11 protein-coding genes are annotated in these 15,381 nt (G+C 41.2%); 9 read left to right on the forward strand and 2 right to left on the reverse strand.

The annotated features are described in order from the left end of the window. Positions 1 to 3 precede the first annotated feature (3 nt). Entirely contained in the window at positions 4 to 2,085 is a 2,082-nt protein-coding gene (dnaK, locus tag RMZ41_RS02220; RefSeq protein WP_322645059.1) for a molecular chaperone DnaK, read from the reverse strand. A gap of 517 nt (positions 2,086 to 2,602) precedes the next feature. Between dnaK and RMZ41_RS02225 the strand changes: the two genes are divergently transcribed. The 9 genes from RMZ41_RS02225 (at position 2,603) to RMZ41_RS02265 (ending at position 14,248) form a co-directional block, all read left to right on the forward strand. After that, on the forward strand, positions 2,603 to 3,451 hold the full coding sequence (locus RMZ41_RS02225; protein WP_322645058.1) for a M28 family peptidase: 849 nt from the start codon (positions 2,603 to 2,605) through the stop codon (positions 3,449 to 3,451). A 381-nt stretch (positions 3,452 to 3,832) separates the two neighbouring features. Continuing rightward, positions 3,833 to 5,365 (forward strand): SagB/ThcOx family dehydrogenase, encoded by a 1,533-nt coding sequence (locus RMZ41_RS02230; RefSeq protein WP_322645123.1) that lies wholly within the window; start codon positions 3,833 to 3,835, stop codon positions 5,363 to 5,365. Positions 5,366 to 5,756: 391 nt separating this feature from the next. Beyond that, the gene (locus RMZ41_RS02235) at positions 5,757 to 6,044 is read left to right on the forward strand and encodes a Mo-dependent nitrogenase C-terminal domain-containing protein (RefSeq protein WP_322645057.1); all 288 of its coding nucleotides are present in this window, start codon (positions 5,757 to 5,759) and stop codon (positions 6,042 to 6,044) included. Positions 6,045 to 6,241: 197 nt separating this feature from the next. Continuing rightward, positions 6,242 to 6,916, forward strand: coding sequence for a response regulator transcription factor (locus tag RMZ41_RS02240; RefSeq protein ID WP_322645056.1), 675 nt, complete (start codon positions 6,242 to 6,244; stop codon positions 6,914 to 6,916). 281 nt (positions 6,917 to 7,197) lie between these two features. Further along, a complete protein-coding gene (gene arsM / locus RMZ41_RS02245; RefSeq protein WP_322645055.1) occupies positions 7,198 to 8,166 on the forward strand; it encodes an arsenosugar biosynthesis arsenite methyltransferase ArsM in 969 nt (322 codons plus the stop codon). 163 nt (positions 8,167 to 8,329) lie between these two features. Further along, entirely contained in the window at positions 8,330 to 9,289 is a 960-nt protein-coding gene (locus tag RMZ41_RS02250) for an inorganic phosphate transporter (protein ID WP_322645054.1), read from the forward strand. Positions 9,290 to 9,331: 42 nt separating this feature from the next. Then, the gene (gene arsS / locus RMZ41_RS02255) at positions 9,332 to 10,342 is read left to right on the forward strand and encodes an arsenosugar biosynthesis radical SAM (seleno)protein ArsS (protein ID WP_322645053.1); all 1,011 of its coding nucleotides are present in this window, start codon (positions 9,332 to 9,334) and stop codon (positions 10,340 to 10,342) included. A 615-nt stretch (positions 10,343 to 10,957) separates the two neighbouring features. Continuing rightward, the gene (locus RMZ41_RS02260) at positions 10,958 to 11,965 is read left to right on the forward strand and encodes a zinc-dependent alcohol dehydrogenase family protein (protein WP_322645052.1); all 1,008 of its coding nucleotides are present in this window, start codon (positions 10,958 to 10,960) and stop codon (positions 11,963 to 11,965) included. Positions 11,966 to 11,974: 9 nt separating this feature from the next. Then, the gene (locus RMZ41_RS02265) at positions 11,975 to 14,248 is read left to right on the forward strand and encodes a pentapeptide repeat-containing protein (protein WP_409874696.1); all 2,274 of its coding nucleotides are present in this window, start codon (positions 11,975 to 11,977) and stop codon (positions 14,246 to 14,248) included. Positions 14,249 to 15,047: 799 nt separating this feature from the next. Here RMZ41_RS02265 and RMZ41_RS02270 read toward each other — a convergent pair. Continuing rightward, positions 15,048 to 15,275 carry a hypothetical protein gene (locus tag RMZ41_RS02270; protein WP_322734407.1) on the reverse strand — a complete coding sequence of 76 codons (228 nt, stop codon included), beginning with the start codon at positions 15,273 to 15,275 and terminating at the stop codon, positions 15,048 to 15,050. Between the last annotated feature and the right edge of the window lie 106 nt (positions 15,276 to 15,381).

Here is a 15,381-nt window from a genome sequence, read left to right on the forward strand (position 1 = left end):
GTACTACAACCAATCATTATCATCTTCATCATCCCAATTATCTTGGTAGCTGGGACGGGCTTTGCGTGGAGGACGGCTTTCGTAAGAGGAAGAACGACTGTCTCGACCATAGTCTCGGCTATTGTCTCGACCATAGTCTCTGCCATAGTCTTTACTGTATGAATCGCGTTCCCGATATGTATCTCTAGGAAATTCGCGGTCTCTATCCTTATCACCACCAGTAAAGATGTCACGGATAGTACCAAACAAGTCGTCATCTTCATCTTCAGCATAAGTCTGGCGGACTTCCCGATTTAGCTCATAGAGAGCATCTTGCAAATCGGCATAAGCTTGATCGATACCGCGATCGCTATTTTCCTTGAGACTCTCTTTTAAATCTCGGCAAATATTATCAATTCTTTGGCGGCGGCTACGGGCAAACTGCATACCAAATTCGAGTGCTACTTCTCTAAGTTGCCGTTCTGCTTGGAAAATTAACGCCTCAGAACGAGTCCGCTTTTCTACCCTTTCTTTGCGTTCGCGATCGACATCGGCGTATTTCTGAGCATCTTGAATCATCCGATTCACTTCTGACTCGTTCAAGGTAGAAGCGCCTTGAATGGTGATACTCTGTTCTCGCCCAGTGGTTCTATCTAGGGCCGTTACCTGTAAAATACCGTTAGCATCAATATCAAATGACACTTGAACCTGGGGAATTCCTCGTGGGGCTGGCGGGATACCATACAGCTTGAAACGTCCTAAAGACTTATTGTTTGCAGCCATTTCCCGTTCCCCTTGGACTACGTGGATTTCCACAGTATTCTGGTTATTTTCAGACGTGGAAAAAATATCAGAACGACGGACTGGAATAGTGGTATTGCGGGGAATGAGTTTTTTCATCACGCCGCCGATGGTTTCCAATCCCATAGAAAGGGGTGTAACATCCAAAAGCAGCACATCTTTGAGTTCGCCGGCGAGAATTCCGGCTTGAATTGCTGCACCCACTCCCACTACTTCATCGGGATTGACGTTTTCGTTGGGTTCTGTGCCAATCAAATCCCGTACTAGCTGCTTCACCATTGGCATTCGAGTAGAACCGCCAACTAAAACCACTTCTTCGATATCTCTAGGTGAAAGTCCGGCATCTTTGAGGGCGCGTTTTACTGGTGTCCGCAATCGTCCTACCAAATCACCACATAAACCTTCAAACTGGGAACGTGTTAAACGAGTTTCCAGGTGTTTAGGGCCTTCTTGATCGGCAGCAATAAAAGGTAAGTTAATATCGGTAACGCTGACAGAGGAAAGTTCAATTTTTGCTTTTTCGGCGGCTTCCATCAGACGTTGTAAAGATTGTCTCTCGCGTCTTAAATCTATTTCTTCAGTTTCCAGAAATTGCTCTGCTAGCCAATCTACGATTATTTTGTCAAAGTCATTACCACCAAGTTGCGTATCTCCACTGGTAGCTTTGACTTCAAATATGCCATCGCCAACTTCTAAAATCGACACGTCAAAAGTACCGCCACCCAAGTCAAATACTAAGATCGTTTCCGTGTCACCTCGATCTAATCCATAAGCCAAAGATGCAGCGGTTGGTTCATTGAGAATTCGCAGCACCTCTAAACCAGCAATTCTACCAGCATCGCGGGTTGCTTGCCGTTGAGAATCGTTAAAATAAGCGGGAACTGTAATCACTGCCCCAGTTACTGGTTCGCCCAAATAGCGACTAGCATCGTCTGCCAATTTCTTCAGCACCATTGCCGAAATTTCTTCTGGGGCGAAATCCTTATTGAGACGGGGACAGGCAACTTTAATATTACCTACTTCGTCTTTGCGGATGGTGTAGGGTACACGCTTGGAATCTGGACTAAGTTCGGCATATTTGCGCCCAATAAAGCGTTTAACTGCAAAAAAGGTATTTTGGGGGTTGAGGACGGTTTGCCGCCGTGCCATTTGCCCTACAACCCTTTCGCCTTCTTTGCTGAAGCCAACTACGGAGGGGGTTGTTCGCATTCCTTCTGCATTGGCAATCACCACCGGCTTGCCACCCTCCATAACGGCGACTACTGAGTTGGTTGTACCCAAGTCGATGCCGACTACCTTGCCCATGCGTTACTCTTCTCCTAAAGTGTTTTATATATTTATTATGATTGGGCGAAACTACCTCTAGCTTTGTGCTATTTGATGAAAACACCTCAATAAAGAGGCAGGGGAAGAAGGGGCAGGGAGCAGGGGGAAATGACTGCTAACTTATGCAGAGCGGAACATGGGTGTGAGTCACCCACTTCTAATCAGTGGTTCTCGTTCCCTGCGGTAAGCTAGCACAACAGATGGGTTGAATCCCCATTCTTGTCTATCCCCCTTGCTCCCTGCTCCCTGCCCCCTTGCCTCTTACTCAATGGTATAATAGTCATCTTTAAGGCAAGTGAGCTAACAAGTACAGCTAGAGGAGATAGTTGCAAGACTAGGATAGCATTGACGATGATTGCTGTGTCCAAGCAGCCTCAATTCTTGTTATCCGGTTACTTCTATGCACTGGATTTACAAGTTACTAAATACACTTTAATAATAAATTTTTGCCTCTTTGAGTGCCTGAAAACCTTAATATTACCGCTATTTTAAAAATTTGAATTTAACAGAGCGATTACAAACTTCCCTCAATGAGATAGCGCGAGAACGCGATCCTTACATGGCGACGGCGGGACATTTTTTTGTCCAAGAATACATTCGCCAGCAATTTTCTCAATGGGGAAGTGTGGAAATCCACACCTTTGAAGTTAGGGGTAAAGCTTGTAAGAACTTGATATTAAATTTGCCCTGCCAAACTAAAGGGCAAAAAAAGGATTTGCCACTGATTTTAATTGGCGCTCATTATGATGGCGTTCCGGGAACACCTGCGGCTGATGATAATGCCACGGGTGTGGCAGTGCTGCTGGAATTGGCGAGAAAGTTTGCTGCCCAACCTATCAGATATCCCTTAAGGCTGGTTGCTTTCGATATGGAAGAATACGGCTTACTGGGTAGTGCTGACTATGCAGCCCTGTTGCACCAACAAAAGCAACAGCTACGCTTAATGATTTCTCTAGAAATGTTGGGTTATAAGGATTCTACGCCTGGTTCTCAAAGTTATCCCCCTCCTTTAGAACGCTTCTATCCAGATACAGGAGATTTTATTGCTTTAATTGGCAATTTGCGGATATTGCCTGATTTGATTGGGATGAGCCGTAATATTCGCAAAGCTGGCGTAGCTAGTCAATGGCTACCCGTGCCGAATCGAGGTTTAATAGTTCCCCAAACTAGACTTAGCGATCATGCGCCTTTCTGGGATTTGGGTTATCCGGCAATGATGGTGACAGATACGGCATTCTTGCGAAACCCACATTATCACAAACCCAGTGATGCGATCGCTACTTTAGATTTAGATTTTCTAAGTCGTGTATGTGAAGGCTTAGAAATTGCAATTCGGCAGTTGTAAAGAATATTAGACATATCTAGTGGTACACCAAGGGAACTTGGCGGGGTAAAGGGTAAGGGGTAAGGGGGAAAGGGTTTAAATCCCAAACCCAGTCCCCTTTCCCCAATAAAGAACCCTCACTTAGCATTTTTGGGTTGGCAGACTAGAAATTAAATATGCGTTATCCAAAATCCTTGTAGAGATATAGCAGTGCTAAGTCTCTACATTATTTTTGACCAGATTCCCCATTCCCCAATCCCCAATGCCCCATTCCCCATTCCCTAATGCAGTTGTTACCAATTACCACTTTGTAAGTCTGAGGATTGTACGAATTGACACGAAACAATGGGGCTAATGAATGCCAAGATCAAAAAAGGATGCCCCAAGGATATTAAAAGTACTATGCCAGAATTACACCAATCAATTGCCCAGCATTACCACGAACGGACTAAATACAATCCTGAGACTCTTGCCTCCAAAAGTCACCAGTTAGACTGGACTAAACAACCAGTGCCTTTCAAAGAGTACAAAATTGGCTCTACTTTTGATCTCAAACCCTATATTCAAGAAAAATCAGAGGGATTTGCTAATAACCCAGATGCTCAATGGTGGCAAAGACTTTCCCGGTTGCTGTTTCGCAGCTATGGATTGACGGCGAGAATGCCTTCTATGGGTAGTGCTGTGTATTTACGTGCTGCTCCCAGTGCAGGCGGATTATACCCTGCTGAGGTGTATGTGGTTTCCCGTGGCACGGCATTATTACCACCTGGTCTGTATAACTACCAGTGTCGGACTCATTCGCTGATGCATTATTGGGAAAGTGATGTTTGGCAAAGTCTCCAAGCAGCTTGTTTCTGGCATCCTTCCCTAGAAAATACTCAACTAGCAATTATTGTCACTGCGGTATTTTACCGTTCTGCGTGGCGATATGAAGATCGGGCTTATCGCCGGATTTTTCTAGATACGGGACATCTGTTGGGTAATATCGAATTGGCTGGCGCGATTACTGATTATCGCCCTCATTTAATCGGTGGCTTTGTGGATGAATCGGTAAACGATCTGCTTTATATCGATCCGCAACAAGAAGGTGCGATCGCTGTCTTACCTCTAGCAGACTTGTTAGATATCAATCAAAATCTGCCATTGGGTTGTACTGCTTTACCTTCCGCTACCGAAACGAGTTATCCCGAAATTCCCGATGGTGAATTACTGAAATATTTCCACCGACACACTCAGATTCAATCAGGTGTAACTGGCAATCTCAATCTACCAGTTATCAAACAAGAGAAATCTTTGGAGGATAAATATAACTTTCCTTTCTGTTTGAAAATTCCCACCACTACAGCACCGATAAACTGGGGACAAAAGCTTTCAGAATTGGAAAATACAATGTATAAGCGACGCTCTACCCGCGCTTACAACGGTGATGATTTAACCTTTGATGAATTGAAAGCTTTACTCGATTTCACTTACCAACCGCAAAATTACATCGATCAAAGTTTAGATATTTCTCCAGACTACTTTGATTTGAATTTAATAGAAACATTTATTGCTGTTTGCGGAGTCAAAGGACTGGAGGCAGGTTGTTACTATTACGCACCCAAAGCCCAAGAATTACGCCAAATCCGGTTTAAAAATTTCCGGCGAGAGTTACATTTTCTCTGTTTAGGGCAAGAATTAGGGCGGGATGCAGCGGCGGTATTGTTTCATACAGCCGATTTGAAAGCTGCGATCGCACAATATGGCGATCGTGTTTACCGTTATTTACATCTAGATGCCGGTCATTTAGGACAACGCTTGAATTTAGCTGCAATGCACCTAAATATCGGTGTCAGTGGTATTGGTGGATTCTTTGATGATCAAGTAAACGAAGTTTTGGGTATTCCTGCTGATGAAGCTGCTTTATATATCACTACATTGGGGCGACCAAGATAAAACGTAAATGTTCATAAGCTTACCGCAAGCTACCGCAAATAATCCAAAGTCCACTTAAGTGTAGCTGTTGGTAATTGGTTGTAATACCAGGCTTTTGTAGGGTTAGTTAAGATGGTCAGTGCGTTAGGCTACGGTGTAAGACAACGCCAACGCACTAGCTCCCTATTGAAAATGCAGTTTTGCACAAAAGATATATTTACCCTGACAAATTATCGGGAACTCTAGCACTCGAACGTGTAGTCAATAGTGTACATAGAAACTGATTCTATTTTTGTAGAGAACAAAAAAAACGAAGAATCAGTGCATAAAACTATAGAACCTAACCGTATGTATTTATAGAGGTTCAGATAGAACAAACTCAATCTAGTTTGAAGTTTTAAGGTGAAAAATTATGACAAGCTTTATCCAAATCCAGTCAAAAAATGACCTACTGCACCCAGTCCGCGACTGGTTGGAAACGATAGAAATTCATAACTCCAAATTGGCTCATTTTTTGTGCAAAGCTATCCCTGCTCAGTGTCCCTTTGAGCGAGACATTACGCTTTTTGGTCGTAAACTATTTCATATTCCGCCGATGTGTAAATTAAATCCCCTATACGATGAAGTTGTTGGTTTACGTTTTAAAGCGCTTTGTTATCTTGCCGATAAATGCGGTGAAGATATTGCAATTTATTGCTAAGAACTAGTCAGATAGTTATTTGATTGAGCAATCATCGGTATTTGAAAACTTACGGTTGTTACTTACTCAAGTTTATACTAAGCTAACTTACACCTAAATTTAGATGTTTTGCTATGTTAAGTAGCTAGCATCTCGAAGACAGTGTTTCCAGACAGTATTTCTGCTTACCGTATCCTGCTGAAATCATTAACATCATCATGACGCACATCTTACTGGTTGAAGATGAAGTCAAACTGGCGCAATTTGTCGAATTGGAATTGAATTATGAAGGTTATCAAGTCAGTATTGCCTACGATGGATTAACTGCACTCACCGCAGCGCGTAAGTTACATCTAGATTTAGTAATTTTAGACTGGATGTTGTCAGGTTTATCGGGGTTAGAAATTTGTCGCCGTCTGCGAAGTATTGGTGACAAAGTGCCGATAATTTTATTAACCGTTAAAGATGAAGTGAGCGATCGCATTGCAGGCTTAGACGCTGGTGCTGATGATTACCTTGTAAAACCCTTCACCGTTGATGAATTATTAGCCAGAGTTAGCGCTCAACTGCGAAGAAGCCAACAAGCAAACACCGCAGATATTTTAGAATTTGAAGACTTAAGTTTAAATCGTCGCACGCGCCAAGTGTACAGGAATCAGAGGTTAATTGAGTTAACTCCTGAAGAATTTGATTTACTAGAATATTTACTAGTGCATCCGCGACAGGTAGTTACCTGCGATCGCATTTTACAAGAAGTCTGGGCTTACGACTTCATAGGCGATGCCAACATCATCGAGCTTCACATACGCTACTTACGTCTCAAACTTGAAGCCGATAACGAAAAGTCCCTGATTCAAATTGTGAATGGTGTCGGCTACACATTGCATGGTTGAATTAGGAATGGGGAATGGGGGACAAGGGGACAAGGGGACTGATTCATCGACCTCAGAACTGGATTCATCCACCTCAAAACTCCGTTCATCCACCTTGGAACCTCATTCCCAATTCCCAATTCCCAATTCCCAATATTAAATTTCGATGAACACAGATGCCCCAAAAGCTTTTATCGGATGAAGATTTGAGGTTTTTGGCAATCTCAGCGAAAACTCATCCAAGATAGGGTTAATTGTACTAGGATGCACAAAGCTGTCATCATCTAATAATCTAAACTGGCATGACCTATCTAGAAACAGCAGCGCAATTCTACCGCGAAGTTGCCGAAACCCCACAAGTTGGACTTTGCTGTGTGCAAAGTACACCCTTGCAACTGCCAGGATTAAAAGTTCCTTTGGCAATGCAGGAAATGAACTATGGTTGTGGCACCACTGTTCATCCCACCGAACTAGGAAAACAACCTACTGTGCTTTATGTCGGTGTTGGTGGTGGCTTAGAAGCGTTGCAATTTGCTTATTTTTCTCGCTATCCAGGTGCTGTAATTGCTGTTGAGCCAGTTGAAGCCATGCGGGAAGCAGCCGCACGCAATTTAGAAATTGCTGCTCAAGAAAACCCCTGGTTTGATACCAGTTTTGTAGAAATCCGCGAAGGTGATGCTTTTAAGCTGCCCGTTGCTGATGCTACCGTTGATATCGTGGCGCAGAATTGCCTTTTTAACATCTTTGAACCAGAAGATTTAACCCGTGCTTTAAAAGAAGCCTATCGGGTATTAAAACCGGGCGGACGTTTGCAGATGAGCGATCCAATTGCCACTAGTCAAATTCCAACACATCTTCAACAAGATGAACGACTGAGAGCCATGTGTTTATCAGGCGCACTCACATATCAAGAGTATACTGAACGGATTACAAATTCTGGCTTTGGTCAAGTTGAAATTCGCGCCCGCCGTCCTTATCGTCTACTAGATTCCCAGACTTACAATTTAGACGAACATTTACTTTTAGAAAGTCTAGATTCTGTCTCTTTTAAAGTTCCTATCCCCGAAGATGGTGCTTGTATTTTTACGGGCAAAACCGCAATCTATGCTGGCTTTGAACCTTTCTTCGACGACTCAGCAGGACATTTACTCCAGAAAGGTATTCCCGCAGCAGTGTGTGATAAAACTGCTGCTAAACTTGCGAATATCAACCCAGCAGAAATAATTGTTACCAATTCAACCTGGCACTATAGCGGTGGTGGCTGCTGTTAATTTATTAACAAAGAATTCAGGTGTCAGTAGCCAGAATGGGCTAAACCTTAGCTATCCGCTAACAGAATAATTCTGTGCGACTGGAGAATTCATTCACATCTTGAATATTTCACTAATTGCATTTTCAATTCTGGATTCTGGTTTCTTTTTTATAAACACCAAAATGTTGTTAATTAGTCTATTTATCGCTACGCTTTTTTTAGCATATTCTAATGGGGGTAATGACAATTTTAAAGGGGTAGCAACGTTGTTTGGCAGCCGAACCAGCAGCTATCAAACAGCAATTTTGTGGGCAACTTTTACAACTTTAGGTGGTGCGGTAACTGCAACTTTTTTTGCAAGTACACTAATTAAAAACTTTTCTGGGAAAGGATTAGTACCTGATGCGATCGCTAATACACCAGAATTTCATCTAGCAGTTGCGATCGCAGCTGGTTTAACTATACTAACAGCCACCCTCATGGGGTTTCCCGTTTCCACAACTCACAGTTTAACAGGTGCTATTATTGGCGCTGGATTAGTTGCGATCGGACTCAAAGTTAATTTTGCAGCTTTGGGAACTTCTTTTATTTTACCTTTATTACTCAGTCCCATCATTGCTATTTCCTTGGGAGCAGGAATTTACAGCTTATCTGGCTATATAAATTCTAAATGGAACCTACAATTAAATCAGAAAATAATTGATAATTGCCATTTTATCAGCGCTGGAGTTGTAAGTTTTGCTAGAGGATTAAATGATACTCCTAAAATTTTCTCCATCGTTTTGATTATTGAGTATTTTTCGATTCAAGGGGGAATGATCACGATTGCGATCGCAATGGCACTTGGTGGTTTACTCAACTCCCAAAAAGTTGCTATTACCATGAGTGAAAAAATTACCTCAATCAATCATACTCAAGGCTTATCAGCAAATATAGTGACTGCAATTCTGGTTATTTTAGCTAGTCGATTTGGTTTTCCCATTTCTACCACTTATGTTTCAGTTGGTTCTATTTTTGGAGTAGGGTTAACTTCAAAAAAATCTAATATACGTGTTTTTTCTCAGATATTATTATCGTGGATTTTAACTTTACCTACTGCTGCAATTATTAGTGGAATAACTTACAGATTATTGCAAGGTTAGAAAAATTGAATATATTTTTACATTTTTAAGGAGTAGTAGCTAATGCAAACTCAATCAAAAGTTACGCCAGATTCAACAACAATTACATCATTTAAAAATAAACTCAACTCCCATTTGATAAAAAAGGGAATCACGGTTTTACAAATTAATTTAGGTAAACGTTGTAACCTTTCTTGCACACACTGCCATGTTGAAGCTGGGCCAAAACGTACAGAAGAACTTTCTCCTGAAGTTTGCGAACAATTGATTTCGCTAATTCATAGATTTCCCGAAATTAAAATTGTGGATTTGACTGGTGGCGCACCAGAAATGAATTATGGTTTTAAGCCATTAGTAGAAGCGGCAAGAGCAACCGGAAAGCAGGTAATTGTCCGGTCTAACTTGACCATTTATTTTGAAGATGGATTTGCTGATTTACCAGAATATTTTGCTCAACACCAAATAAGAGTTGTAGCTTCTCTACCTTGCTATTTAGCAGATAATGTTGATAAAATGCGCGGTTCTGGCGTTTTTGATAGTTCAGTCAAAGCTTTACAATGGCTTAACCAGCTTGGCTATGGTAAAGAGGAAAATCTAATTTTGGATTTGATATTTAATCCCCAGTTACCCACAAATGAAAAATTTTCCTTAGCTCCTGAACAGGCTAACCTAGAACAAGATTACAAAATGTTCTTACAAGAACATTTTAATATAGTGTTCAACAACCTCTTCACCATTACCAACCTTCCAGTTGGTAGAACCAAAATGCATTTAGAACGGAGAAAACTGTACACCAGCTATTTGCAGTTTTTAGAGTCACACTTTAATGCTGATACGGTTGAACATTTGATGTGCCGCGATGAACTATCAATTGACTATCTAGGAAATGTTTATGATTGTGACTTTAACCAAATGATGAATTTGCCTGCAAAAACTGGCAAGGGTAAAACCTTAACAGTTAGCAAATTGTTAGAAGCTGGCAGTTTAGACCTGATTAGTGAAATACAAACTGCTGCTTATTGCTATGGTTGTACTGCTGGGTGTGGTTCTAGCTGTGGTGGTGCTTTGTTGTAAGGTTGCTAAAAAAGTCTGTTACCAAAATTGTTACCAGTATGTTGTTTTTGGGCTGTTACTTTATGATGATATTGAGTTAAACTCCTCACACCACACAGAAAGCCGTGAAACATAATGTTTCGCGGTTTTTTCTTTTCAAAAATCAGATATAGAGGAGCCTTGATCGAGCATTACTTATTCTTCTACAGGAATCCGGTTTGATTTGGAGAAAATATCCGTAGGATGTGAGCGCAAAGAGTACGGCATCAAACTTCTGATGATAGTGCGTTACGAACTTCGTTGTAATACACGCTACAATACCTAATTTCGTTCAAAAATCAAATAGTAATCCTATAACAATCTCTGCAAGAGTGTATAAATGTCCCCTTTGTCGCCCTCTTTCCGTAGTCCTACCCCAACCACTAAAACCACCACTTTCTCTAGTTCTACTTTATAAATAATTCTGTAGCGTTGACCAACAGCCCTGACACTACGATATCCCTTCAGCTTATAACTTTAAGGTGATGTCTAAGATAGGTTACGCCTACGCAGTTTTCCCCCAAATATAACTTTGTGTCTACCCTCTTGCGCTAAAGTTGCAAATAAACGTGCATCTAAAGCCAGGAGGAAAGAATTGTGAAAGCAGTCTTGATGGCAACAGCTGGCAGTCCTGAAGTTCTGCAATTGCAGGAAGTCCCAAATCCCATGCTTCCTGTAGGGAATACTGAACTTTTAGTGCGTTTGGTGGCGGCGGGCATTAACCCCATTGACACTAAACTTCGTAGCCGAGGCACTTTCTACCCCGATCGCACGCCGACAATTTTAGGATGTGATGGTGCTGGTGTAGTCGAAGCAGTAGGTTCTAGTGTTCAGCGTTTTCGCCCAGGCGATGAAGTATATTTTTGCTACGGCGGATTGGGCGCACACCAAGGTAATTATGCTGAATATACCGTTGTGGATGAGCGATTTGTCGCACGTAAACCCGCGTCTATTTCCTTTGCTGAAGCCGCAGCAGCGCCTTTAGTATTAATCACTGCCTGGGAAGCTTTATACGAACGGGGACGATTGGAACCTGGGGAAAGGGTTTTGATTCATGCGGGTGCTGGTGGTGTCGGTAATGTCGCAATTCAATTGGCGAAACTCAAAGGTGCTACTGTTACTACTACAGTCAGTTCTGAAGAAAAAGCTGATTTCGTCAAACAATTAGGTGCCGATCATGTAATTTTTTACAAACAAACAGACTTTGTACAAGCAGCATTAGATTGGACTAACAACGAAGGCGTAGACTTGGCTTTTGATACCGTAGGCGGCGAAACCTTTCACAAAACCTTCCCCGCAGTACGAGTCTATGGTGATATTGTGACGATTCTCGAACCAGATGCCAATACTGTTTGGAAAACTGCTAGACAACGCAATCTCCGCATTGGTTTAGAATTAATGCTCACACCAGCGTTGCTAGGATTAGAAGAAAGCCTCCAGCACCAAGCAGAAATTCTCGAACAATGTGCCACGTGGATTGATGAAGGCAAGTTAAAAATCCATGTTAGCCACAAATTTCCTTTGAAAGAAGCGGCTAAGGCGCACCAACTAATTGAAAACGGTTCAGTGACGGGTAAAATTGTTCTACTAATTAACGACGAATGATCGGACAATTTGCATAATTTATTTTTTAAATGCATAGGCGCTTCTCTACGAGACGCTACGCGAACGCCTTCCTGTAGGGTAGGTACACAGAGGTTAAAAGCAAAGGTACGCAGAGGAGTTTCTCAGCGCTTCTTTGCGCTTTCCTTAGCGTACCTTTATGTTTTATCAATTCTCCTCTTCCTCCCCCTCCCTGGTTCGGCAGCACAGGCGCAACCAGAACGCACACCCTTAACCCTAGAATTATTGCAAGAACGTCTACGCACACCAACACTCCGCGAAGGCAATTTGACGGTAGATTTGCAGAAGATGGTGATTGATTTGCGCCCAGAAAACGCTAGCTTTAGTGATGCTTTTTATAAACTACTACGAAAAGAGTTAGGTGCAAAACCTCTGGGTTTAGACCTCAGTTATGCTTTGATTTTGGGGGATTTTGTAGGCAGCGATTTAGGCTTAAGAACACCATTGTATGCTCAAGGCATTGCTCCAATTTTCACTGCTATAGAAAAACAAGAACTAGAACGTTTACGATTTGTTTGTCTAGAGTCATTAGTAAATTCTAAAGATTGCCGATCGCTATTAGGAACAGAATCTACCCCAGCCAGTGAAATTGCTGTCTTTCGCGGTGTCTTGAAACTCGTGCAAACTCGCTTCAATGGGGAAATGAACTTTTCTAATACATTCTTTCTTCAGTCTGTGGATGCCCAAGGTGCAAATTTTCTCCAATCAACTAATTGGGTTGAAACCAGATTTGCTCGTCCTGTCACCTTTAACGGTACTAAATTCAAGCAACCAATCAACTTTCAGGGCAGTATTTTTTTTGAAAAAGCTAATTTTAAGCAAACCCAATTTCAAGAAATCGCTGATTTTCAAGGTATTATCTTTGAAAAACCTGCCAACTTCAACCAAGCAACTTTTAAGCAGTTAGCTAAATTCAGTAGTATCCAGTGGCAGGAAAACGCTGATTTTTCTGATGTTCGCTTTGCCAATCAAGCCCAGTTTAGTAAATCAAACTTTAATCAGTCTCTCCTTTTAAGAGAAGCAACTTTTGAGCAAGCTGTAATATTTCGAGAAGTGGAGTTTAATCAATCGGTGAATTTGCAAGGTGCAAGCATTCTTAATCAAGCAGATTTCAGTGATGCCAGATTTTCTACAGAAGCTTGTTTAAGCGTACCTGGTTTAACTTTTAATTCTAACCAAGCAAAAATTTTAGGTAATCCCGGTCAGATTGGTAAGATGTTCTGCATCCCAACATTGCAAGGGAATCAAAATATCTTGCGAAATTTGGGGCAAAATTTTCGTCAACAACAACAAGTTGCTGATGCTAATGAACTGGAATACACAAAACAAGAACTGCGATTAGTAGAAATGAGTCGCCGTTTGACAGCTACGAATATTAATAGTGCAAGTGTTACAAGTTTGATTAAATTAGGTTTTTCTGCAACTCAAGCCGCAGCGATCGCCCAGCGTCGTTTGATAAAATATTTTCGTAATAGCAATGAGTTACTAACTTTAGCAGACATCGATTTAGAAAAATATACTCAACTTAGCCATCGCTTAAGTGTTGGTGAATCCCTTTCTATCGGTGGGTGGTTACTACAAGCTTGGAGTTGGTTGGGGTTGAGTGTACTGCTGTTGTTGAGTGGCTATGGTACAAATTTTTGGTTAGTGTTTGGCGTGGGAGGAGTTGCGATCGCCTATTTCGGTTTACTATTCTGGCTAGTGGATCGTTATCGTCGCTTGCATCCCGTACCAATTATTCCCACATCCTACGAAACCATTTCGATATTAGTCAGTTTTAGCGTTTTAGAATTCTTGAGTTTACTAGCTATCTTTCGTAATGCTCAACAACCTTGGCTGACATTGGGGTGTCTTTTCATAATTCTTGTTCCTGTACCACTGGCGTTATTAATCCGACTTTACCAACAAGGTCGTTATCATGACTTAATGAACGTTTCTTATTTTACCGAAGACGGCACATTTCGCCAGTTACGATTGTTGATTGGGCGTTTACCAGTCATCCCCAGGAATCAGACATTTCGGGAACGATATATGCCTCTATTGAGCGATCGCCGTTGGAACTGGCTCAACTATTATGATTTTAGTCTCAACAACCTAGTCAAATTAGGATTTAACGACATTCGCCTACGAGACGAACACTTACCAGGTATCATTTCTACACTTGCTTGGTATCAATGGAGTTTAGGTGTAATTTACATCACATTAGTTTTGTGGACTCTTTCCCGCACAATTCCAGGATTGAATTTGCTAATTTATCTGAAGTAATCTCTGCACCTAAACTTTTTTAATTTGTATCATCCAGCGTGGTATTTGCTGTGGAAAGGGAATCAAATAACCAGCAAATTGTAGATACTGTCGATAACATGATCTTACTGATAATTCAGACCATCATTGTTATTTCACCTAGATATTCTGGTGATACTGAGAATTAAGTTTACTGGTAAAAATATTATTAATTCTATTATTGTCCAGAGAGTTAAACTGTTTTATTTATACACGAAAAAACGCTTGAGAGTTTTGCTCACTCAAGCGCTCCTTCGTAAAAGCTTATACCAACTCACTTGTTTGATGCAACATTTGAAACCTGCAACACTCCCTTATTAGGGAGCATTGCGGGGATAACTTGTGACAAACATTTGGTGAAATGGTATCACTCCTTGCACTAACTAAGAATATCTCTTTTACAAGAAAACAAGGGTTCTGGTGAGTGACAGTTTATAAACTGAACACTAGTTAAAAACGACTCACCATGAATAGTAACTAAAAAAACTAAGCACAACTGTAGCAAATTTATAAGTATAGTATAAAAAATTATAGTTTATTAGCGATTACTATCTTTAGGTACTGATTCAAAATATGCAGCAATTATCAGCATAAATATTTCCAATTTGGTAGCAAATAAACCTTAAATTATCAATGGAAATTGTTATTTAGTAAGCGAAAGATAGCTTGGATATTGACAGAAAAGTGATTTAGACCGAAAGAAATTATTACCTCTTCAATAGATAGAAGTATTGTTTAGAGAATAGCAATTCTTAAGCAAAGCAAATTCACTCATTTTGGGTTAGGTATCTTCTATCTCTTCGCAAACGGTGACACCCAATTCCGTATAGTGTAAGCCGTTACTTCCTTCGTTGAAGCAAAACACAGCTTTTTCACCGACGAATCTGCTAGTCTCCAATAGGCGCTCACCTACAGCCAAGGGACTGAATCTGGTGTCTAAGTGTATGGTAAGATCGCCTAGAACAGAGATTTTATCTGAGTTGGAGTCTCGTATAATTGCGAAGGTCAAGCTGACCGTTAATTAACTCCCACGATACTTTTCCTATGGATTTGGAAAATATACAACAAGACTGGTGGCGATCTGAGTGTAATTTGTAGAGAAATATCTAGAATTT

The sequence above is a fragment of the Nostoc sp. DedVER02 genome, from assembly GCF_034530675.2.
GTDB lineage: Bacteria > Cyanobacteriota > Cyanobacteriia > Cyanobacteriales > Nostocaceae > Nostoc.

Coding starts and splice junctions, on each gene's coding strand:
- dnaK (WP_322645059.1), bottom strand. CDS start 2,085: ATGGGCAAGGTAGTCGGCATCGACTTGGGTACAACCAACTCAGTAGTC.
- RMZ41_RS02230 (WP_322645123.1), top strand. CDS start 3,833: ATGCCAGAATTACACCAATCAATTGCCCAGCATTACCACGAACGGACT.
- RMZ41_RS02235 (WP_322645057.1), top strand. CDS start 5,757: ATGACAAGCTTTATCCAAATCCAGTCAAAAAATGACCTACTGCACCCA.
- RMZ41_RS02240 (WP_322645056.1), top strand. CDS start 6,242: ATGACGCACATCTTACTGGTTGAAGATGAAGTCAAACTGGCGCAATTT.
- arsM (WP_322645055.1), top strand. CDS start 7,198: ATGACCTATCTAGAAACAGCAGCGCAATTCTACCGCGAAGTTGCCGAA.
- RMZ41_RS02250 (WP_322645054.1), top strand. CDS start 8,330: ATGTTGTTAATTAGTCTATTTATCGCTACGCTTTTTTTAGCATATTCT.
- arsS (WP_322645053.1), top strand. CDS start 9,332: ATGCAAACTCAATCAAAAGTTACGCCAGATTCAACAACAATTACATCA.